The sequence below is a fragment of the Nitrincola salilacus genome (assembly GCF_046271865.1).
Classification (GTDB): Bacteria; Pseudomonadota; Gammaproteobacteria; order Pseudomonadales; family Balneatricaceae; genus Nitrincola; species Nitrincola salilacus.
The window spans coordinates 3,626,720-3,646,637 of record NZ_CP176580.1; the positions used below are offsets into that span (position 1 = coordinate 3,626,720).

Consider the following 19,918-nt stretch of genomic DNA (forward strand, 5'->3'; position numbering starts at 1 on the left):
ATCTTGCATCCATTAAAACAATGACTAAGTACTCATCTCTTGATTCAGCCAGATGAGTCACACTAAAAAATTATTCACACACCACGTACCGCAGCAGTTCTGTTGTGAAAGCACTCATATCAATCGGTTTGATGGTTTGTTTGAAACCTTCGGAATGAGCCGTGTTGATATAATAACAAGTTCCCCCATTGGGTTCACCATAGCGACCGTACAAATCAGGCATAATCGGCACATGATCTCCGTACCAGCCCACCACACAAGGCCTGAAAGATGCCTTCTGAAGAGCGGTCAGACGCGCAATCATGTTATCTGCATTTTTGAGATGCTGCAGATACACCGTCAAATCCTCGCACTCTGGTGGCGCTTCTGTTTGATAAAAAAGACCTTTACTGCCTGGCAGTGGTTTTTCCAGATGCAACGGCCCATGATTCTCCATCGTGATGACAAAAATGAATCGCGGCTGAGCAGCAGGCTCTGACATCAGAGCCTCAACCCGATCCATCACAGCCTGATCACCGATATACTGACCACAATACTCATCTGCTTCAAAATTGCGGATATCAATAAACTGATCAAAACCGAGATGTTTAAATACCTGGTCACGCTGGTAAAAACTCTGGGGATAGGGGTGTATACAGATTGTCTGATAGCCCGCTTGCTTCAGCAATCCTGCCAGATTGGGCAGATCCGGCTGTTTGAGGAGCTGGCGATAAGGATTGAACCGGTGTATGCCGAGCTCCTGCTCAGTCAGACCGGTCAGGAACGCACATTCGGTTCTGACCGTATTTGCCCCCCATGCCGGAACAGTCAGTTCACCATACTGCACAGACGCAAGGCATGCCTGGTCAAAATTTGCCAGTACATCCGAGCGAATGAAGGGATAGGCGACCCTGGGATCAAAAAAGGATTCACTCTGAACCACGATAAGATCAGGCAGGGATTTTTTCTCCGCTCCAGGACTGCTCCCTGACTGTAGCAGGGGTTGAGCTGCCTGCTCCAGGCGCGTAGGCCGATCAATTTTCATCGGCCTGCATGCCAGACGGATATAGGCACACAGCATGGGCAAAAAGCCGATCCTCGCCAGATCCTCGGCAGGCCGGACTCGCATCTCGGGCAGATAACGGCAGGCATACAGCGTCATCACCAGCGCCACTATGAGCAGCACTCCAACCACTCCCAGCCAGTGTAGCAGCTGAAAAGAGGCCGACAGTGAGGGTTCAACCCATATCGCAGCACCGACAACCAAGAGTGATACCAATACACCAAGCAGTGTTCTGGCCACCCCAAAGAACGGCAGATACAGGCGAGGGTGTCGAATTGCGTCTGTGAAATACTCGAAATCCTGATGCACAAACGGCTCTTTAAGCGAGTCGAATTTAACGTTATTGACCATCAGCAGGATAAAGTAGAGCGCCAACACCCCGGATGCGGCGAACCAGGGACGCTGTGAGACCAGCAGATAGAGGCAGTAGAAAAGCGTCACGCAGCCAAGATGCACCCACCAGCTCGATAGTGGCCTTGCCTGCCAGGATGGTACGCCCGGCTTGATTTTCAGTTCCAGCAATGTGGCGCCCAACAACAAGCAACACAGAGGTACCAGCAGTTCAATCAATAGCAGCATTCAGACTCCAGGCTTGTGCGGAGTATAATCCAGCTTTTGCAGAATCCACTGCGACAGTCCGGGCGGCAGAACCGTTAACCACCAGCAGCCATAACCCAGCAACCAAGGAAATACGATCCGGGGCCTGTTACGGGCAACACCTTTTGAGATACGCTGTACAGCTTGTGCTGGGGTCAGCATAAACGGCTTCGGGCCGGGCATGGCCTCACACATATCGGACTGAATATAGCCGGGCATGACCACACTCACGCCTACCCCACTGCCCGCCAGCCAGCCGCGAAGCCCTTCACCATAGGCTTTTACAGCCGCTTTACTGGCACTGTAGCTGGGCGTAACCGGTAGACCGAACCAGGCTGCGAGTGAACTGATCAGCACCAACTGACCTGAACCACGCTGCCGCATCAACAGCGCCATATGATGGATCAGTGCCATTGTTGATTTCACATTCAGATCCAGCAGTTTATCCATTGCCTGCCATGACTCACCCTGATTATCAGGGCCCGTATTGATGTTCATCCCCGCATTGGCAAAGACCAGATCTGGCAAAGCCATCTGCTTAAGCGTCTCCAGCCAATCGAACAGCTGTAACTGATCGGAAAGGTCCAGCACAAACACCTCTACCCTGGCGCCCAGTTGCTGACATTCTCGACTGATAGACTGAAGCACAGCCTCATTGCGCCCTTGAAGATAGAGCGTGGCACCTGATGCAGCATAATGTCTTGCCAATGCACCACCTATCGCTCCGGTCGCACCTGTAATAAGCACTGTGCCAGGCTGCTGTCTATTCCTCGTCACTCAGACCCCCGTCAATTGCAATAGTTCTTCAAGTGGTGAAATCGCAGAAGTTAAGATTTTATCAACATTATTCACGGCAATATTTATGCCTTCGCTGCAATAGAAACCACCATTAACCTGAGTGGCGTAGAAGGTGACTGAGCAAAAATCAGCGAACAGTTCAGTATCAATAAAATCAGCGTCGACCCAGAACTCATCCAGCGTACCCTGGAACGCTAATCCCGGCATGTTGTAGATCGGATCACTCAATGCTTTTACCGGACATGAGTGCTCAAGCGCAACCATACCTGCCGTGCTGTTGACAGTGACACAGCCTGCAGCTCTGGGCAGAATCTGATTCAAGTCTCCCGTTTCAACATATACGACTCTGCCCTCAATGCCATAAAAACGACTGAGCTTGGAAATCAGATCAGGGTAGTGGTTGAAGGCGTAGTCCAGCGGATGGTTTTTAATCAATAACCGAGTTTCCGATGGCGCATGTTTTGCGAACGAGCTCATGACCAGTTCTATGACTTCCTGCATGGAGGTAAATCGCGAATGATCGCGGATCTGAGCATCTGAGTTAAGCTGAAGAGGCAACAGGAAAAAAGGATCAGACGATGTCAGCAGTCTGTCGATCCTTTTTTTGTCGCGCTTCTTCCAGTACCCCTCTCGGGCAAAACGAGCCAGGAAACCAGCATACTCCTGCGGTGCGCTCTCCAATGCATGTGTGCGATATCCCGGATAGAGGAGTGGATTGATCAAGCCCGGCAGATGATACAGCACATCATTGACAGCGCGTTTTCTGAACGGAGAGCGGAAACGTTGATATGGTCGCTCCGATGGAACCACATCGGCGGCCAGTCGAAACCAGACCGGATCGCGAGGCAAAAGAGAGTGACCATTCACACCCTCACGTTCAAGCGTTACCCAGTAAGGCCTGAAGTACCCCTCCTCGAAAACATGTGTCCTGATGCCACAGTGTTCCGCCTTGTCTACTGCATAACGATGCACTGGGCGCCTGTCACCAAAGAGTATCTGGTCAGTAATCTCGTGCTTATTCCAGATATGCTCGATCAACTGCGGCAGAGAAGCAAGCGTACCGCGGTGGGAATGGGAGCTGCGAGGCGTCCAGAAACACCAGTCACCGGCATTGAAATTGATTTTGTAGACATGATGCCCCTGTGCTTTGAGATGGTCAGCCAGGCGTGCAAAAAAAGGGGAAGATACACCTTGAAGCAGCAAAAAAGAACGTCTCACCTGACTCACTGCACAGTTTTCCTTACTTCAAACAGCTTACGGCCTGCACTATGAAGCATCCACTGACTGCCCCAGACCGAGCATGATAGCACATTTATCTGCAGTGGTCGGTCGGCTAAGCAAGAATCCCTGCACACTGTCACACCCCTGTTTTTGCAGGAACTGTAACTGCTCTTCTGTTTCTACACCCTCGGCCAGCACCTCAATATTCAAACTGCGTCCCAGAGCGATCACTGTCAGAATGACCGCCTCATCCTTGGGATTTTTGCCAATATCCCGCGTAAAGCTGTAATCAATTTTCAGGCGGTCCAACGGGAGCTGCTTCAAACGGCTTAATGAGGAGTAACCGGTGCCAAAATCATCCAGTGCCAACCGATAACCCGCCTGCCTGAGTTGCCCCAGCAGGTCGATCGACATATCAGGATCCTGCAGGATCAAGCTCTCCGTAATTTCCAACTCCAGCAATCCTCGAGGCACACGATAGCGATCAACAATCAAGTTGATATGCTGAATGAAATCCACCTCCAACAATTGCGGGGGCGAGATGTTGACCGCGACGGGGGGTAGTTCCAACCCCTCTTCCTGCCAGGCCAGAATCTGCTCACACGCCATCTCTATCACCTGCCATCCAAGCTGCATGATAAGATTGGTTTCTTCTGCCAGCGGAATAAACTGGCCCGGCGGCAACAAGCCCTTCTCAGGATGCTGCCAACGCACCAGCGCTTCAAGGCCGCAAATCGATTGATCTTGCAGGGAATATTGAGGTTGATAATGCAGTATCAGCTGTTTTTCTTGCAGCGCTACCCGCAGATCCTGCTCAAGTTGGAACGCCTCAACTGCTGCATCAGTCAATACCGTGTCATAGACTTCGAAGCAGTTTTTACCCCGAGCCTTGGCGCGATACATGGCGGTATCGGCATGTTTGATAAGCGTATCGAGGTCCTCGCCATGTTCCGGGTAGTGGCTGATACCGATACTGGCCGTGACCTGTAGATTGTGATGATCCACCTGCAGGGGCAAAGCACAGAGATAGATGAAGCGTTCCGCTTCGACATAAACTTGCTCATGCGGCCCACTGACCAGCAAAATAAACTCATCACCGCCAGTTCTGAACAGTTCGCAGCCATCGGCTAGCTTGAGCTGCAGATGGGCAGACATCTGCTTGAGCAGTTGATCCCCGACCTGATGCCCCAAGCTGTCATTGATCATCTTGAAGCGGTCAAGGTCTATGAATAGTACACTGAACGCCACACCCCGCTCAATTGTGAGCCGCTCACGAACCCGCTCGGTCAGCCTCAAGCGATTGGGTAGCCCGGTGAGATCATCATGCCTTGCCTGATAAGCCAGGCTTCGCGTCTGTCGCTTGACCTGTTCCAGCAGCAAGCGTTCACGATCATGCATTCCCAGAATCAAAAGCCCGCCGAGGCAGCCTACCAGGACCAGCAGTGTCTGCATCAACTTGGCACTGCTGACAGGATGCTGCGCTCGGTACTCAGGACCGGCAATTGCACGTATACGCCAAATCTGTTGAGCAAACTCCACATCGAAAAGTGCTTCGTCGCTGGCCCCTTGTTGCGCCACGCTGCCGAGCGTCTGGAAGAAAGGATCCGGTGCATGCTGCTCATACAGACTGAACTCAATATTCTGTATCCCGGCACGCTTCAATGCCGCATCAAACATACGCTGTACGGTGAATACCCCAACCATATAACCAGAGAGCTGCTTGTTGCCCATCAGCAGATGACTCGGCTCCACAAGGGTATAGACCGGATGCAGAATCAGCAGCCCCGGTTCATCGGGGGCCTGTGTCAGATTCAGAATCTGGGTCACGACCGGCCGCCCCAGAGACTGCGCCAGCATGACCCAGTTGCGCCGATCCTCAATCGACAGCAGATTAAAGCCCAACGCCGGGCGATTGTGCTCCTGCGGCTCTACAAACTGCACGGGAATAATCGGATCATCCGGCTCGATCGATTCACCATAAACCGCATAGCCTGGGTCCTCCAGTAATCGCCGTGTTCTGCGTTCAAAAAGACCCAGCTCATCGCGCGGCACAATGGGATCCCAGGAATAGGCCAGAACCGAGGCATTACTGGCCTGAAGCCTCAGCACCGCCTGCCTGAACTCAGCGGGATCAACCTGTTTCCCTGGCATAACCAGTTGTTCAAGACTGGCCAGCTCAGCCAGATTTTGCTGTACGATCGCCTGAATCTGGGCATCCAGCACTTTGACATCCTGTTGAAATGCACGCCCCACCTGCTCATCCAGATGCTTCATGTAAAGCTGATTCAAACCAACCACACTGAGCAGCACCGCACCGAGCTGCAATGCCAATCGAAACCGCTTATCTGTTTTTCTCTCTTTTCGGCTTGGCAACAACGACCTGCCATAGTGCAATGTTGCCGTCAAAACGATACCCAGCGGTATCCACAAAGGAATAATCTGTCCACTGATTGCCTTTCCGGGCATCAGATAGCCCGCAATGCTGAGTAGCAGAGCCAATAGCAATAGCAGAAGAGAGGTTAGAAAAACTGTGATGCGTATCCGGTTTTTACCCGCCACTGTCAGGATCGCTCATAGATACGGCACAGATAACGAACACGCCCAGATTTCAGCCCCTTGTGCAGCGCAGACCCCGGCATCGCTGAAAACTGGCGGAGCAGTTCGCCACCCACTTTGAGACGATTGATTGCAGTGGCTTTACGCTCACTTGCGGCATCCAGTGCTTTGACGACCTGAGCGGTTATATCCTGCTCGTGAAGCAGTTTGAGTGCTGGGTGCGTAAACGCCTGTTCGGTTGTAGTCATCATATCGGGCCCACGCAGATCCACCCAGCCAAATTTGCCTCCAGGCCTGAGAACCCGGGCTGCCTCAGATACAAACCGCGCCATATTACCGTAGCAATGTGAGGATTCCACATTGAGCAGTATATCGAAACTGGCATCATCAAAAGGCAGGTTTTCCGCATCACCTTGTTGAAAACTCAGTTGCCCAACCTGAGCATGCAGGCGTCGGCAGAGGTCGACTGCCGCTCCTGAGTAATCCACACCAATCACATGAAGCGGTTGATGATAACGCGCCAGGTAAGAAGCACCGCCACCTCGCCCGGAACCAACTTCCAGCACGGATTTACCTTCCAGCTCTGTGAGTTGGGCCAAGAGAAAATAGGGGCCGATAAAATAGCGATCAGGCTCATCCTGTGGCGTCAGCTCGATCTGCGGCTGTTCATCAGGCGGCACCCATCCGTAGTTCATGAATGTCCAGCCGTCATCACGCCAGCGCCTTGCCAGTAAACTATACCAGCCCTTCCACAGACCTTTTTGCAACCAGGCTGGCGCACTTCCCTGATTGATTGAACTCAGGAACCGCTTGAATGCTTTATCCAGCATCAGACACCCTCTGTTCATGTGTCGAAGATTGAGCTTCAAACCGCTCGCGAGCTGCACTCAAAAGCGCTCCATCATCATTTTTCCAAGGATGAAAACCTGGTAAGTAGAATCGCAGGTAGTATCCAAGAGCACGTCGATAGTAGCCAGGACGAACAAACAACAGAGAAAAAGCACGCAACCAGGTGAGAGCGCCTATTTTGTATCCAGCTGTCTTCAACATATCCCGATAATTAGCAAACTGAACACGATGAAGCTCGATTGTCACCACTTGCATCATGGAGCAACGAAACATATACCGCTTCCAGGGTGACAGCTCCCGAGTCACCTCCAGAAAAAGGTCATACGCCACCCCTTTATGCTCTGTTTCTTCGATGGCGTGCCAGATCCAGAGGTCGCGGTAAGCGGGGGTAGATCGCTCAAGCAGACGTGGATCACTCAAAATCATGTATGACAAAGTAGAGGTAAGGTGTTCGACAGCGACCGTGAAAGCCAACTTGGACAGTGGTTTTTTCAGGCGCGCGAGAGCATGCTTAACTCGCGCTTCCATTTTTTCGACATCATAGCCACTTTCTGCCAGAAGCTGATTGTAGGCTTCATGCTCACGGGTATGATAGGCCTCCTGAATGCAAAAATCCTCGATATCTTGCCGCAGCTTGGTGTTGTCCAGCTTGTTCACATAATGCTTGACCGATCTGATAAAAAAACGCTCTCCCTCTGGAAATAACAGGGAAAGAGCATCACAATAAATTGTCTTGACTGCATCTTGCTCAAACCAGTCCCGCTGATGACTCTCAGGCAAGTCAAAGCGCAGGTTTCTGGGTCTGATCAGACTGGAAGTGCTCAAGGTAATGTTCCTGCTGTAAACTGATATCTGCAGGCAATCTAACCTATTTACTCAGTCGGGTAAATCACTTCAAACGATCCAACCCACTTCGACCAGGCATCAACAAGTATTTGAATTCAGTTGAAAGTCCATTTTTTCAGAGGTACTGAATGACCCATTTCCAACGTTTAATCCCGCTGCTGTTGACTCTGTTCATATCAATCGCGAGTAGTCACACCCAGGCGCAGATCGATACATATACTAATGAACCAAACCCGTCTCAGACAGAACAAGACCTGTTGGCAGCGGCCGAGGCTGGCAATCTCGCCGCACAACTGGACTTGGGCGCGCTCTACTACCTTGCGTTTGATGACTCGCCACGCACTCAGGCCGCATACGATTGGTGGTACAAGGCAGCACTACAAGGCGATGCACGCGCACAATATCTGTTGGCCCTTCTTTACCATCAGGATGCTGCGCTGGGGCACGATAAACTACGTGCCTTTGCATGGTTGCAACTGGCTGCTGAGCAGGCCTTGCCGGAAGCACTGTCGATACGGAGCGAAATGTCCAGGTTGCTGACACCGCAGCAACAACGTGAAGCACAGCAACTCAGCAGAACCTTATTGGCCGCCACCGAGGGGGAAGACGATTCAGTTGCAGTGGACGCTGAACATACCTCAGTAGAGATCGTTAAACAGACTTACAACGATAGCGCACCATCTCCAGGCACCGGACACTATGTGCAGGTTGCCGCACTGATGGATGAAGCCTCAGCCAACAAAGCCCAAGTACAGTGGCAGCAACGCTATGGTCATCAACTTCCTGAGGGTATCACCCCCTTCATCAACCTCTCGACGCGCAACAATGGTCGTAATGTCTACCGCCTGCAACTCGGCCCCTTCAACGACATCCGCTTAGCCAACGTTGAGTGCGAACGTTTGAAGTCACAGGGCCAGGACTGTTTTGTCGGCAGACTGTAAAGGGTTACATCATCGCCTGCTGCAGTGCCTGTTCGATATCTGCCAGAATATCACCAGCATCCTCCAACCCGACTGACAGACGGATCAGGCTCTCGGAGATGCCGTGTGCGGCACGCTCTTCTGGAGTATAGGTGGAGTGAGTCATGCTCGCCGGATGCTGGCATAGTGTTTCGGCATCCCCAAGACTGACGGCGCGTTTAATCAGTTGAAGGCTGTTCATGAAGCGCACGCTCTGGGTATAGCCACCTTTGAGTTCAAAAGCGATCATACCGCCCGACTGGCTCATCTGCTGCTTGCACAGTTCATGATAGGGGTTGGAGGCCAGGCCAGGGTAGTACACTATTTCAACCGCCTTGTGATCCTGCAGTTTTTCTGCCAGCCAGGTGGCACTGGTACTGTGCCGCTGCATCCGCAGTTCCAATGTTTTCAGGCCACGCATCACCAGAAACGCGGTGAAGGGCGAGATAACCGCACCGGTCATATCCTTGAGCCCTTCAAGACGGATACGCTGAATCAGATCCCCCTTACCGATCACGGCACCAGCGATCAGATCGCCATGCCCACCCAGATATTTGGTGGCGGAGTGAACCACAAGGTCCGCCCCCAGTGTCAGTGGTTTTTGCAGTGCAGGTGTGCAGTAGGTGCTGTCGACCATCACTTTGATATCAGGATCATAGCCATGCACCAGCTCGCTGATGGCACGGATATCGGTCAGGCGCATATTGGGATTGACCGGGGTCTCGAAGTAGACGACGCGCGTGTTCTGAGTCAGAGCAGCAGATACCGCCTTGAGATCGGTGCAGTCTACAAAAACAATCTCGATACCGAAGCGCTCTAATGAGTGACGCAGAAACGCGAAGGTACAGCCATAAAGCGTGATATCCGCCACAACCCGATCACCCGGCGACAGCAGGGTCCATAGTGTTGCGCTGATAGCACCCATGCCAGACGCTGTAGCCAGAGCTGCATCACCCTCCTCCAGATCTGCCAGACGCGTCTCCAGCAGCTCCTGGGTCGGGTTGGATATACGGCTATAGAAATGACCCGCTTCCTCACCGGCAAAACGTGCAGCTCCCTGCTCAACATTGTCGAAAGAGAAGGTAGAGGTCAGGTAGAGAGGTGGTGTCAGACTCCCCTGACTGTCGCTGGCATCGTAGCCACTGTGGATAGCACGGGTCGAGAAGGACAGATCTTTTTTTGCAGACATGATTCGCTCTCTTTATCTTGTTATCTGGCGCTGTGAACTGAGCCACAGTGGTTATGCCATTCAGAATAACGTGATTCCAGAGGCGAATTTGTGCCATTTATAGGTATAAATTGTTAATTTTTGGCATATTATGCCGCAATTAATTCATACTGAGACAGAAAGCACCCCATCTCGAATTTCTTCACGGCATCGATTCAAGGGAATCAAGAAAGCGCGGCCAGTCAAAGGTTGGGCCGGGGTCGGTTTTGCGGCCGGGTGCGATGTCGCAGTGTCCGGTAATTCGTTTTGTTGTAATCGCGGGGTAGGTCTGCATCAGCACACGAGTCACGGCGCTGAGCACATCGTATTGTTCTGAGGTGTAGGGGGTATCATCCGTACCCTCCAACTCGATACCGATGGAGAAGTCGTTGCAGTTCTCACGCCCTTCAAAACAGGAAGCGCCAGCATGCCAGGCTCGCTTATCGAAGGGCACATATTGAATCACGCGGCCGGTACGGGTGATCAGCAGATGAGCCGATACCTGCAGATGTGCTATCTCGGCAAAATAGGAGTGTGCATCAGGATCAAGTCGATTACAAAAGAGATCCGTGATGTAGCCTGCGCCAAACTCGCCCGGTGGCAGGCTGATGTTATGGATTACCAACAGCGAGATTTCACCGACTGGTCGCTCATTGTAGTTCGGCGATGCCTCCTGCTCTGCCGGTGCCAAAAGATGCTCCTCAAGGCTGAAATACCTATTCAATACTCTGCTCCGCTGTGACAGGAAACGATTTTCCATTAAACTGCGCTCTACTATAGCAACTGAATGACACACCGGCATGCTGGATCTGACTACTCTGTACCCAACCATTAAAGAAAATGTCCTGAATGCACTCCAGGAGGATGTCGGCACGGGTGATATCACTGCCGATTTGATAGCTGCCGACACTCAGGCTAAAGCCCGGGTGATCAGCCGCGAGTTTGCGGTGATCAGCGGTGCTGCTTGGGTGGATGAAGTGTTTCATCAGGTCGACCCGAGTGTCGAGCTGACATGGCATGTCAAAGATGGTGATCAGGTCGAACCAGGTGGGTTGCTCTTCGCCATGTCAGGCTCAGCCAGATCACTGCTGACGGCAGAACGTACCGCGCTTAACTTTTTGCAGACGCTGTCGGGTACTGCTACCACCAGTTACCGCTATGCACAGCGTGTTGCCACGACAGGAGTGAGGCTGCTGGATACGCGCAAAACACTACCGGGGCTGAGGCTGGCACAGAAGTACGCCGTCAGCTGTGGCGGGTGTCATAACCACCGCATTGGTCTGTATGATGCATTTCTGATCAAAGAAAACCATATCATGGCTTGTGGAGGCATCACCCCGGCCATCAAAACTGCTCAGACCCTTCACCCCGGCAAGCCGGTTGAAGTGGAAGTAGAGAGCATGGAGCAATTGCAGGAAGCGTTGAATGCGAATGCCGATATCATCATGCTGGATAATTTCACACCCGATCAGATGCGCGAAGCGGTCAAACTGACAGCAGGCAGGGCAAAGCTGGAAGCCTCAGGCAATATCACCGATGAGACACTTCTGAGCTTTGCTGAAACCGGGGTGGATTTTATCTCGATAGGTGCCCTGACCAAACACTGCCGGGCGATTGATCTGTCGATGCGGATTATCTTCTGACACGCGCCAGATCAGCAACCACGATAGTTTCCGGTTGCCCGGCCTTGAGTTTAACAGCCAGCAGCAGCAATGGAAGGTAGGCGATCAACACACCAAGCGCCCCATCCATGCGCCCTATTGCCACCAGTAACGCCATTGGCATCAGCCAGATCACATTGATCAGCGCGACGTTCACCGTCACCTGCTGATGCGAACCCAGTAACCGAGATGCATACTGGAAAGCATGGGTTCGGTGAGCACGATAGATCTGCTCCCCTCTGACCAAGCGACACAGCAGTGTATACGTAGCATCCACAACAAACACAGCCAACAGGATCAGCCAACTCCAGAACAACTGCGGTTCAATCCAGGCAGCATGCAACGACAGCATACCGATGGTGAAACCGAGAAAGCCGCTTCCAACGTCGCCCATGAATATTTTTGCCGGTGGAAAGTTCCAGAGCAAAAACCCAAGCACTGATGCCGCCAGAAAGAGCGGCAGGAGTATCGCGCTGTCGGTCATACTGACTGCCTGTCCGCTACTGGTCATTGCCACCCAATAGGCCAGTGCGCCACCAATACAGACGGTGACAGCTTCAAGGCTGGCCAATCCATCGAGTCCATCCATGAAGTTATAGAGGTTCAATAGCCAGACTATATAGAAAGCTGCAAACAGCCAGCCAGCCCAACCAAACTTGACCTCAACCCCGAAGAACGGTAGATCCGGGAAACCACCCAAACAGTAGATACCCCAGATTGCAGCTATAAAATGCACCAACAGGCGGTATCGAACCGGAATATAGATTCTGTCATCCTGAAAACCTATCAGGGCGATCAAGCCTCCTCCGAGAATCAGCGCCAGTAACATTCCCCAGCCCATCTGATCAACACCGGTTGCTGCAAAAAGCAGAGTAGAGCCAAAAAAAGCAGCAACAAACGCAATGCCTCCACCTCTTGGTGTCGGTACTGTATGAGAGCTTCGTTCATTCGGTATATCAAGCAAACTGCGTGACAGCGCATAGCGACGCATCATGGCAGTCAGCACGCAAGCCGCAGTGATGATAGGTATCAACACCCAGAGGGAGGTCATCTGCAATCCTTTTAAACTCAATGTCCGGCATTATCCGATTTGTTGGCCCGAAATTCAATTTTCGTACACATTTCGGACCCGTTTTGCACCAAAACAGAGCAAACCTGCCGTTCCGTATTTTTCTGATCAGAGCCTGATATCAGACTCCGCCTTATCCAGCACATACTTAAGATCGTAAACCACATGATCGTCCTTGCCATAGGCATGGATCGCTTCAGCTCCCATCTGGCGAAAGGTGTCGTGTGCAACGGCAATAATAATCCCGTCATAACTGCCAGAGGCCGGTACAGCTACCGGTACAACACCATACTCCTCTTTGGCCTCATCCAGCAAAACCCAGGGGTCATGCACATCCACCTCGGCTCCGAACTCTTTCAGGGCGGTGATGATATCCACCACTTTGGTGTTGCGCAGATCCGGGCAGTTTTCCTTGAATGCCAGGCCCAGAATCAGTATACGACTACCCAGCACATGAATACGTTTGCGCAGCATCGCCTTGATCATCTCACCGGCAACATAAGCCCCCATATGGCTGTTGATGCGACGCCCGGCCAGAATCACGTCGGGAATATAGCCGACGCTTTGCGCCTTGTGGGTCAGATAATAGGGATCGACCCCGATACAGTGACCGCCCACTAACCCAGGCCGGAAGGGCAGGAAATTCCACTTGGTACCCGCTGCCTCCAACACCTCCAGTGTATCGATCCCCAACCGGTTGAAAATGATCGCCAGCTCATTCACCAGCGCAATATTCAGATCCCGCTGGGTGTTCTCGATCACCTTGGCAGCTTCCGCAACACGGATACTGCTCGCCTTATGTGTACCGGCTGTGATGATCGACAGATACAGCGCATCCACCAGATCCGCCGTTTCCGGCGTGGAGCCGGACGTTACTTTTTTAATAGTGGTGACACGATGCAGGCGATCCCCCGGATTGATCCGCTCCGGGCTGTAACCGACATAAAAGTCCTGATTGAAAACCAGCCCGGAGACACGTTCCAGCACAGGTACGCAATCCTCTTCCGTAGCACCGGGATAAACCGTCGATTCGTAGATGACGATATCCCCCTGCTTCAGGGCCCCACCGATGGTTTCAGAAGCTTTCAGCAGCGGCGTCAGATCAGGCTGCTTGTTGTCATTGATCGGAGTCGGCACGGTTACAATGAACACATTGCATTGCATCAGCGCCTCGGGGTTGGCGCTGAATGTCAGATGTGTGGAGGATTTCAGTTCCTCAGCAGTGACTTCAAGTGTGGCATCATTACCTGACTCCAGCTCTGTCAGCCGTGCTTGATTGATATCAAATCCCAGTGTGGGCAACTGCTTGCCAAACTCGACCGCCAACGGCAGGCCGACATAACCCATGCCGATAACAGCGATTCTGATTTCATGGAGCTGCAGCATTCAAAATCCTTAAACTGAATCAGTATAAAAAGCACGATACCAGGCAACGAAGCGGGTGATCCCCTCCTCTATCGATACCTGAGGGGCATAACCCGTATCACGGATCAATTCGGTAACATCGGCGTAAGTGTGTTCGACATCACCCGGTTGCAAGGGTAACAACTCTTTATGAGTGGTCCGACCCAGCGCCTGCTCAAGAAGTTCAATATACCTCAGCAGCTCAACCGGCTGGCTGTTACCAATATTGTATAGTTTCCAGGGGGCACGGCTGCTCGCCGGATCAGGTGTCATACCCGACCAGTTGGTATTGCCGGATGGAATCCGATCAAGACAGCGAATAACACCCTCTACGATATCATCAATATAGGTGAAATCCCGACGATGCTGGCCATAGTTGAATACTTTCAGCGGTTGTCCGGACAAAATAGCCCGGACAAACAAAAATGGCGACATATCTGGACGCCCCCAGGGGCCGTATACGGTAAAAAAACGTAACCCGGTGGTTGGTAATCCATATAGATGACTATAGCTGTGTGCCATCAGCTCATTGGCTTTTTTTGTGGCGGCATAAAGCGATACCGGATGATCCACATTGTCCGCTGTGCTGAAAGGCATGGTCTCATTAGCTCCATAAACAGAGCTGGAGGACGCAAACACCAGATGTTCGACCTGTTGTTGCCGACAGCCCTCCAGAATCGTCAGAAAGCCTGTGAGGTTGCTGTCGCCATAGGCATGTGGGTTTTCGATCGAGTAACGGACACCTGCCTGGGCCGCCAGATGTACCACTCGCTGAGGTTTTTCGCGTGCAAAAAGTTCAGCAACTGTTGCTCGATCAGAAATATCCATCTTGTTGAAACGAAACTGGCCATAGGGCTCAAGCTCTTTCAGACGGGCATGTTTGAGTGAGACCTCATAGTAGTCATTGAGATTATCGATACCGATAACCTCGTCTCCTCGCTCAAGCAGGGCACGCGCAACATGAAAGCCGATGAATCCGGCAACACCTGTGACCAGAACTTTCATGTAAGGGCCGTCATATAAGCACTCTTAATCAGGGTTTTCATATATAAGTACTTTAGCATATAAGTGCTTTCATATTTTCAGCACACTATCTATCGGCAAGTGCAGGCGCTGTTGAGTATGAAGCAGCTCAAGTAAAATCACGACACGCTGTTCACCGTCAAAAGAGTCGAAAATAGCTTCCAACTCCTTGAAAGGGCCGGACGTAATGCGGATACGATCACCTTTCTGTATAACAGGAAGCGCGTCTGACAACCGGGATCTCGATTCCAGCTCTTCAATAATTTCATCATTGATTGGAAGCGGCATACCGTTGAAAGAGACAATACGTGACACGCCGCGAGTTGAGCGTATCGGCCCCCAGTTATCCTCTACTTTATCCAGATGGACAAACACATAACCGGGAAACAGCGGCTCGGCAACACGTGTCCTCCGACCGCGTTTGATACGCTCCACTTCCAGCATCGGCAGAAAACATTCATAGTTCTGGTTGCGCAGATTTTCGTCTGCACGCCCCGTCTGCCCCGCCTTGCATTGCACCAGATACCACGCCCGTTCAGTCATTACTTCGTCCTCTGTTCCAAACTGAACCTTCAGCCTGATCATCCTTTCTGGCATTATACTGCGCGCTATGCGTTGATTACAGCCCAGCAGTAGTTAACTGACAAAAGTTATGCAGCAAAAATTAAGCGGGGACTCTCTGTGAAACAGCCTATCTGGTTCTCACGACAGCCAACTGAGCGCCCTGAAGCGGTGATTATCGTTGGCGCAGGTCTGGCCGGAGCCACTACGGCACGCGCGTTGGCAGAGCGTGGGATACGGGTCAAGGTACTCGAGCGCCAGAATAAGCCTGCTCAGGCCGGATCAGGCAATCCTCAGGGAGCACTCTATGCCAAGCTCTCGGCGCGTCCCACCGCTCACAGCGATTTTCATCTGGCGGGCTTTCAACAGGTCACACGTCTGCTGGCTCCTCTGATGCACACACACCCTGATATGGTGTCCTTATGTGGTGTGTTGCAACTGGCACTGACCGACAAGGAGGCCAAACGGCAACAGGAGTTGATTGAGTTGGCTCATTACAGCGCTGAGCTGGTGCAATGGGTTGATCAGACAACAGCCACCGCCATTGCCGGCAGTGAAGTCGGCGCTGGTGGACTGTTCTTTCCATCTGCTGGCTGGGTTTCGCCTCCGGCCTTCTGCCACTGGTTACTTGAGCATCCGCAGATCGAGCTGATCACCGGCTGTGAGGTTAAGCGCATTAATCGAACCCAGGATGGATGGATGCTTGATACAGCAAATAGAACACAGTATTCAGCATCTGTCGTAGTCGTCTGTGGGGCAGCAGAAGCGGCAGCGTTTGAACCACTGCACCACCTCCCCCTGAAACCGATACGAGGCCAGACCAGTTATGTCGAGGCCTCCCCTGGCCTCCCCCATATCAAGACCGTGGTGTGTGGTGATGGTTATATTTCACCCGCCTTGCATGGGCGTTACTGCTTTGGTGCGAGCTTCAATCTGCATAATCACGACGCAAAACTGACTATTCAGGATCAGCAGGAAAATCTGGAGAAGCTTGTTGCCGCTCTGCCCGGCTTTGCAGCACTGAATACGGCCAGCATTAAGGAGGGGCGTGTCGGCTTTCGCTGCACCACACCGGATTACCTGCCGGCTGTCGGGCCTGCTCCGGTTTTCGATAGTTTTATCGAGCACTATGGCAAGTTGCGTGACGACGCCAACTGGCGTTTCAGCACCCCTGCAAGCTTCCATGACGGGCTTTATATCAACGCGGGCCATGGTTCAAAAGGCTTGATCACCTGCCCGATCAGCGCTGAACTGCTTGCAGCCCAGATCTGTGATGAACCACTGCCGCTTGAAAACGCTATGAGTGACCTGGTTCACCCAGCACGTTTCATCATCAAAAAATTGATTCGTAACCAATTATAATCACACTTAAACTTTTGGATCATTCAAGCATCAAACAAACAGACGTTTTACACTTTAGCGCTTAAGATTCTCCTGATATAGCCGATATAGGTTATAGTAACAGGCGGAGGCGGCAAATATGGCACTGGCAATCTACGATCATGGATATCGGATACAGACCCCTGTGAGATCGCTGTTTCAGGATCGCAGTGTTGAGAGTCTGACAGAAACCAGACGCTCTCGTCATATACCTGGTTCTGAAGAACATCTGGCGGAAGATGTCGATAACTTCTTCCACATAGACCCGGACGCCCGCAAAAAACAGCCTGCAGTCAGCAAGGATGCAGGAAAGGCCTATGAGGAAACGCTTCAGGCCGGCAAACCTAAGCCGATACCCATTCTGTCAGCCAGTAAAATCATGACCTCTCCGGTTCAGACCATCACACCGGAAAACAATTTGCGCCAGGCCTGGCTCATAATGGAGGAACATGAGATCAGCCAACTGGTTGTGGTAACCGATGAAAACAAACCGCTGGGACTGATCACAAGACAAGAGATCATCGATCACGGCACTGATTCGACGGTCACCATTGCGGTGACTTTCCAAAAGCGCATGATCGTGGCTGCTCCTGAAACCGAACTGCCACAGATCGCAACCATTTTTGTTGATTACCCTGTCACAGCCATTCCAGTGATCGATCAGGGGGACAAGCTGCAGGGAATCATTACTCGCACCGACCTGATTCGCCTGCTGATCAACAGCGCACATATCGAAAGCTGGGCCTGAATCAGATTCGGCTTTCATCCTGACTGTAAACTACTTTTATCGACTACAGATCCTCAAGACACTCTCTGAAACTGTTCAATACCGCGTCCGCATCACCGGTCAGATTGGCCAGACACAAGGCGACCTTGACCAGGTACAGCCGATCCTGCTCACCGGCCTGATCGAGGGATTCGGCCAGCGCGTCATATACGCTTTCCAGCTCCTGTGGTCTCAGATTGCTGTTCATCATCTTACCTCTCATGCTTTGTTCAGAATGTTGTCTATCGCCTGTTTTACCGCTGCCACATCCAGTGACAACCAGCGTGCCGCGACATGATGATCCGGCCTTGCCAGATAAACACTGCCGGAACCTGCACCATAGGCACTGCGCATATGACCACTGATATCCACTAGTCGCGTGACAGATGGCTCCGCCTGCTCGGCTGGGCGACTGGTGACATGCAGAAGATTGATCGGGATCTCTTCAGTCTGCAGCGTTGCCTGCAGAGTCTGCATCTGATCCAACTGAACTGGCGTCAGATTGAACAGAAGCAGATTAAAGGCGTTATCCAGATGATCAAAGAGATAGTCATTCTCGCTCAGCTGAATGTTTTCCAGCGGCATGCCATTCGCCGGACCACTGGCAAAAACCGCATTGTCAGCTGCCGTATTCAGACTTGAATCGGGATAATTGTGTGCACGAGAGGTGCGCCAGTGAAACAAGGGGCCGACGAAATCCTTCTGCAGGGACAGGGAGAGGGTCGCATCTCTCAACAGGCGATAGCCCTTGCTCGGCGGTGTCATGAAGCGGGTACTTTTGCCAGCCTCATCGATAATCTCTCTGGCCGCCTGCACCCGCTCCCGGCTGTAGCTGTCCACCAGATCAAGGCCGGCCACCCCCTTGATATGCAGCGCCAACTTCCAGGCCAGATTCTGACAGTCCTGCAGCCCGGTGTTGGCACCGCGTACGCCGAAAATCGGCAGAATATGTGCGGCATCGCCGGTAAACACCACACGCCCCACGCGATAATCAGGCAGTGTCAGCGTACGGGCGGAGTAGACCGAACACCAGTCCAGCTCCCAGGGTGCATCGATACCGACCATTTTCAGCTGCGCATTGATCCGCTGATGCAGCGACGCTTCCGACAAAGCCTGCTCCGGTGTTTCACCCTGCGGCAACTGATAGTCGATACGCCAGATATTATCCGGCTCGCGGTGCATCAGCACGGTATTGCCCGGATTCCACTCGGGATCAAAATAGGCTCTGCGCTCGGTCGGAAAATCCAGATCGATGCGGATATCCGCAATCACAAACTGGCCACTATAGCTCGCGCCTTCCATCCGCTGATTCAGGGCACTGCGGACAAAGGAGCGTGCGCCATCAGCCGCCACCAGCCAGTCGCTTGTCAGGCGATACTCGCCCTCGGGAGTGTCCACCATCAGATGCACGCAGTTGTCATCCTGCTCCACGGCCATCACTTTGCTGGCCCAGCGCATCTCGATCAGTTCACTGTGCATCACCTGATCCAGAATATACTCCTCCAGATACTGCTGCTGAAGGTTGTACATGGGACGAAAGCGACTGTCCGGTGTATCCGGTGCCTCCATCCGAAACACACATTGCCCACGATAAAAGGAGTTGCCTCTGGACCAGGGCAGGGCCTTTTCCAGCATGCGGGCCGTTACGCCCACCTGCTGCAGTATCTCCATCGAACGGCGGGTAAAGACGATGGCACGACTGCCGTGAGACACCTGATTATCCGCCTCCAGCACCACGCTGGGGATCCCATGCTGTGCAAGGTTCAAAGCGGTCATCATACCGATCGGGCCGGCCCCGACGATCACTGCTTTGTGGCGCAGCTTTTTGTCATCCATCTCCGATGGGCGCTGGAAGGGGTAGACCTTGTAGTCATAGTAAATTGAATGGCGCGGTGAGGTGTCAGGCTGATGCATGAGAGGTGTCCTCGATATCCTGTTGGTTATTCTTGTACCTCTACCTTAGACACTCTTATCTCTGG

At 52.3% G+C, this 19,918-nt stretch carries 18 protein-coding genes; 4 read left to right on the plus strand and 14 right to left on the minus strand.

Going from position 1 to position 19,918, the window contains the following annotated elements; genetic code table 11:
* Positions 1-70: 70 nt before the first annotated feature.
* The 6 genes from ACK3CJ_RS16740 to ACK3CJ_RS16765 all read right to left on the minus strand — a co-directional run bounded on the left by ACK3CJ_RS16740 (position 71) and on the right by ACK3CJ_RS16765 (position 7,888).
* The gene (locus ACK3CJ_RS16740; protein WP_409523354.1) at positions 71-1,621 is read right to left on the minus strand and encodes an LTA synthase family protein; all 1,551 of its coding nucleotides are present in this window, start codon (positions 1,619-1,621) and stop codon (positions 71-73) included.
* Complete coding sequence (locus ACK3CJ_RS16745; RefSeq protein WP_409523355.1) at positions 1,622-2,416, minus strand: SDR family NAD(P)-dependent oxidoreductase; 795 nt, start codon at positions 2,414-2,416, stop codon at positions 1,622-1,624.
* Positions 2,417-3,664, minus strand: a complete 1,248-nt coding sequence (locus ACK3CJ_RS16750) for a capsule biosynthesis protein (RefSeq protein WP_409523356.1) — start codon at positions 3,662-3,664, stop codon at positions 2,417-2,419.
* A 39-nt stretch (positions 3,665-3,703) separates the two neighbouring features.
* The gene (locus ACK3CJ_RS16755) at positions 3,704-6,124 is read right to left on the minus strand and encodes an EAL domain-containing protein (protein WP_409523357.1); all 2,421 of its coding nucleotides are present in this window, start codon (positions 6,122-6,124) and stop codon (positions 3,704-3,706) included.
* Positions 6,125-6,219: 95 nt separating this feature from the next.
* A complete protein-coding gene (locus ACK3CJ_RS16760) occupies positions 6,220-7,044 on the minus strand; it encodes a class I SAM-dependent methyltransferase (protein WP_409523358.1) in 825 nt (274 codons plus the stop codon).
* Complete coding sequence (locus ACK3CJ_RS16765; protein WP_409523359.1) at positions 7,034-7,888, minus strand: metal-dependent hydrolase; 855 nt, start codon at positions 7,886-7,888, stop codon at positions 7,034-7,036. Before ACK3CJ_RS16765 ends, ACK3CJ_RS16760 begins: the two co-directional genes overlap by 11 nt.
* 149 nt (positions 7,889-8,037) lie before the next feature.
* Here ACK3CJ_RS16765 and ACK3CJ_RS16770 point away from each other — a divergent pair, with 149 nt between their 5' ends.
* On the plus strand, positions 8,038-8,850 hold the full coding sequence (locus ACK3CJ_RS16770) for an SPOR domain-containing protein (RefSeq protein ID WP_409523360.1): 813 nt from the start codon (positions 8,038-8,040) through the stop codon (positions 8,848-8,850).
* A gap of 4 nt (positions 8,851-8,854) precedes the next feature.
* Here ACK3CJ_RS16770 and ACK3CJ_RS16775 read toward each other — a convergent pair whose 3' ends face one another.
* Entirely contained in the window at positions 8,855-10,057 is a 1,203-nt protein-coding gene (locus ACK3CJ_RS16775; RefSeq protein ID WP_409523361.1) for a methionine gamma-lyase, read from the minus strand.
* A gap of 181 nt (positions 10,058-10,238) precedes the next feature.
* Positions 10,239-10,799 (minus strand): 1,6-anhydro-N-acetylmuramyl-L-alanine amidase AmpD, encoded by a 561-nt coding sequence (gene ampD / locus ACK3CJ_RS16780; protein WP_409523362.1) that lies wholly within the window; start codon positions 10,797-10,799, stop codon positions 10,239-10,241.
* Between the two features lie 76 nt (positions 10,800-10,875).
* Between ampD and nadC the strand changes: the two genes are divergently transcribed.
* Positions 10,876-11,718: a carboxylating nicotinate-nucleotide diphosphorylase gene (nadC, locus tag ACK3CJ_RS16785; RefSeq protein WP_409523363.1), complete on the plus strand. Its 843-nt coding sequence runs from the start codon at positions 10,876-10,878 to the stop codon at positions 11,716-11,718.
* On the opposite strand, the gene ACK3CJ_RS16790 is transcribed toward nadC, so the two are convergent.
* The 4 genes from ACK3CJ_RS16790 to rfaH all read right to left on the minus strand — a co-directional run bounded on the left by ACK3CJ_RS16790 (position 11,708) and on the right by rfaH (position 15,775).
* The gene (locus tag ACK3CJ_RS16790) at positions 11,708-12,787 is read right to left on the minus strand and encodes an MraY family glycosyltransferase (protein WP_409523364.1); all 1,080 of its coding nucleotides are present in this window, start codon (positions 12,785-12,787) and stop codon (positions 11,708-11,710) included. The genes nadC and ACK3CJ_RS16790 overlap by 11 nt on opposite strands.
* Before the next feature lie 126 nt (positions 12,788-12,913).
* Positions 12,914-14,191: a Vi polysaccharide biosynthesis UDP-N-acetylglucosamine C-6 dehydrogenase TviB gene (tviB, locus tag ACK3CJ_RS16795; RefSeq protein ID WP_409523365.1), complete on the minus strand. Its 1,278-nt coding sequence runs from the start codon at positions 14,189-14,191 to the stop codon at positions 12,914-12,916.
* A gap of 9 nt (positions 14,192-14,200) precedes the next feature.
* Complete coding sequence (locus ACK3CJ_RS16800) at positions 14,201-15,214, minus strand: NAD-dependent epimerase (protein ID WP_409523366.1); 1,014 nt, start codon at positions 15,212-15,214, stop codon at positions 14,201-14,203.
* A gap of 69 nt (positions 15,215-15,283) precedes the next feature.
* Entirely contained in the window at positions 15,284-15,775 is a 492-nt protein-coding gene (gene rfaH / locus ACK3CJ_RS16805) for a transcription/translation regulatory transformer protein RfaH (protein ID WP_409523367.1), read from the minus strand.
* A 138-nt stretch (positions 15,776-15,913) separates the two neighbouring features.
* On the opposite strand from rfaH, the gene mnmC reads away from it, so the two are divergent.
* Together mnmC and ACK3CJ_RS16815 are read left to right on the plus strand one after the other, a co-directional pair.
* On the plus strand, positions 15,914-17,155 hold the full coding sequence (gene mnmC, locus ACK3CJ_RS16810) for an FAD-dependent 5-carboxymethylaminomethyl-2-thiouridine(34) oxidoreductase MnmC (RefSeq protein WP_409523368.1): 1,242 nt from the start codon (positions 15,914-15,916) through the stop codon (positions 17,153-17,155).
* A 118-nt stretch (positions 17,156-17,273) separates the two neighbouring features.
* A complete protein-coding gene (locus tag ACK3CJ_RS16815) occupies positions 17,274-17,921 on the plus strand; it encodes a CBS domain-containing protein (RefSeq protein ID WP_409523369.1) in 648 nt (215 codons plus the stop codon).
* A 43-nt stretch (positions 17,922-17,964) separates the two neighbouring features.
* On the opposite strand, the gene ACK3CJ_RS16820 is transcribed toward ACK3CJ_RS16815, so the two are convergent.
* Complete coding sequence (locus ACK3CJ_RS16820) at positions 17,965-18,150, minus strand: hypothetical protein (RefSeq protein WP_206060366.1); 186 nt, start codon at positions 18,148-18,150, stop codon at positions 17,965-17,967.
* A gap of 8 nt (positions 18,151-18,158) precedes the next feature.
* Positions 18,159-19,853, minus strand: a complete 1,695-nt coding sequence (locus tag ACK3CJ_RS16825) for an FAD-dependent monooxygenase (RefSeq protein WP_409523370.1) — start codon at positions 19,851-19,853, stop codon at positions 18,159-18,161.
* Between the last annotated feature and the right edge of the window lie 65 nt (positions 19,854-19,918).